2 protein-coding genes and 1 pseudogene are annotated in these 2,231 nt (G+C 58.2%); all 3 read right to left on the bottom strand.

Annotated features, from left to right (window positions below; all coding sequences use genetic code 11):
- Nucleotides 1-152: acetyl-coenzyme A synthetase N-terminal domain-containing protein (locus ACIO0C_RS31195; protein WP_401318061.1), on the bottom strand; the 152-nt coding region annotated here is incomplete at its 3' end.
- 63 nt (nucleotides 153-215) lie between these two features.
- Complete coding sequence (locus tag ACIO0C_RS31190; protein ID WP_401318354.1) at nucleotides 216-959, bottom strand: methyl-accepting chemotaxis protein; 744 nt, start codon at nucleotides 957-959, stop codon at nucleotides 216-218.
- A 114-nt stretch (nucleotides 960-1,073) separates the two neighbouring features.
- Nucleotides 1,074-2,099, bottom strand: a pseudogene (locus ACIO0C_RS31185) (cache domain-containing protein); the annotation flags it as partial.
- Nucleotides 2,100-2,231: the final 132 nt, after the last annotated feature.

Genomic DNA, 2,231 nt, shown 5'->3' with positions numbered 1-2,231 from the left:
GGCTTGATCCAGTCGAGGCGCTTGGCTTGCTCGCGCCAGAAGCCGTCCGGGTTGACGACTGACTGCTGGTACATGGCCTTGTAGGTCGCCTCGTCGGTCAGGGTGTTGGCCAGAACCTCGGGACGAACGGGATACAGGGAAGCCGCACTCATCTTTCTTACCTCGGTGGAATAGTTGTTTTGGTGATCTGTGTAGATGTCATTCATTGGCGCACTTCAAATCCTGAAGCGGCTGAGAAGTCTGTGTTGCTCGCCTACCTGTTCCTCCATCACTGAACACTGACGGACCTGCTTCTGGGCACTGCCGGTGACTTCAAGGCTGATGTCGCGGATGTTGTTCGTATTGCGATTGATTTCCTCGCTCGTGGCGCTCTGTTCCTCAGCGGCAGCGGCAATCTGCAGGTTCATGTCATTGATGCGGTAAATGGCTGCACGGATGCGCTCGAGGGTTTCATTCGCCGCGTTGGCATCCCCGGCAGTCTTGCTGGCGGTGTCGCGGCTTTGCTGCATGCGTGCCTGGGCGTGTTTCACCCCCATCTGCAGTTGGTCAATCATCTGGCGTATTTCCTGAGTGGATTGCTGGGTACGCGAGGCCAGGGAGCGCACCTCATCGGCAACCACGGCGAAGCCGCGTCCCGATTCGCCGGCACGTGCCGCCTCGATGGCTGCATTGAGCGCGAGCAGGTTGGTTTGATCGGCGATGCTGGTGATGACCGCCACAATCGATTCGATGCTTTGGCTGAGGGTGGACAATTCATTGATGGCAAGACCTGTGTCGTCCATCTCTTGAGCCAAGCGCTTGATCGCCCCCGTTGATTTGGACACCAGGGCGACTCCGTCTGCGGTTTGCCCGGTGGCAACGATTGCCGCCTCGGCAGCGGCTTGGGCATTGCGCGCCACGTCCTCGGCTGTCGAGGCCATCTCGGTCATGGCGGTGGCGAGTTGATCCAGTTCCTGCAACTGAGTTTGTACGCGACTGGCTGCCTGATCCGCTTCATACGACGTTGTCGTGGTGCTTTCGCTGACGTGTTGTGCGCTGTTTTTGACATCGCCAATCAGCGATTTGAGGTTCTGCAGGAACTGGTTGAACTCCCTGGAGACCAGAGAAATTTCATCATTGCCGGACACCGGCAGTTGGCGGGTCAGGTCGCCCTCTCCGCGATTGATGTCTGCCAGTGACGCCTTGAGTTGATCCAGCGGCCAGAGTAGTCGCCTGACCAGCAGTCCCAAAACCAAAAGGCTGAGCAGCACGCCCAGGCCCGTACCGATGACGGCGCGCCAGCTCAGGGTACGGGCGGCGGCCAGGACGAGATCCTGGTCCAGCACGACACCGATGTACCAATCCATGCCCTTGAGATCGGTGAGCGGAATGAACGACACCAGAAGCGGCTTGCCACTGCTGCTGACTTCTTGAAGTTGAGTGGTCAGCGGCAGGGCGCTACCGGCGAAAAGCTGGCTGTAGGGTTTGCCATTCAGCCCGGCGTCCGGGTGAGAAATGATGTTGCCACTTTTACTCAGCAGGAACGCATAACCGGCGCCGCCGAAATCCAGTGTGTTGATGGCATCGGCCACCGTGGTCAGGCGGATGTCACCCCCGAATACACCGAGCAGTTGACCCGCATCGCTGATCCGGGCCACAGCCGAAATCAGGATTTCACCCGTGGTGGAATCCTTGTAGGGTTCGGTTAACACGGCTTGGCTGCTTGCTTTTGCGGTCGCATACCAAGGGCGGGTGCGGCCGTCATAATCGGGCTTTGGATTCCAGGAAGCAGTGTTCTTGATGGGTTTTCCGTCGGCTTCAAGGGCGCCGAATACCAGCTTGAATTCATCCTTCAAAATGGGCGAGTCAATGATTCTCTGGGTCGCTTGCGCACTGTACTGGCTGTCGATCGCCTGGGCGGCCAGGTCCATCAGATGAAGTTTGCCGTTTAGCCAGTTTTCGATCTGACGTGCCACGGCGTTGCTCGATTCGGAAATGCTGGCCTCGACCTGGTTACGCAAAATCGTTCGAATCTGCCCCACTTGAACCAGCGACAGGAGGCTGGTCGTCACCAACAGCACAGCAGCAGCCACAAGGCTTACCTTGTAACGGATTTTCATCGGGGACTCCGAAGGGTCGATGGAGGACGCCTTCGCTGGCAAGCCAGCTCCTACAGGTACTGCGTGATCCTTGTAGGAGCTGGCTTGCCAGCGAATGCCGTTACGCGGTATCGCGCCGGATTAGAAGAAACC

It is taken from the genome of Pseudomonas sp. NPDC087336 (assembly GCF_044744285.1).
Taxonomy (GTDB): domain Bacteria; phylum Pseudomonadota; class Gammaproteobacteria; order Pseudomonadales; family Pseudomonadaceae; genus Aquipseudomonas.
Note: the sequence above shows the minus strand (reverse complement) of the source record. Positions and strands in the feature narration are given on the sequence as shown.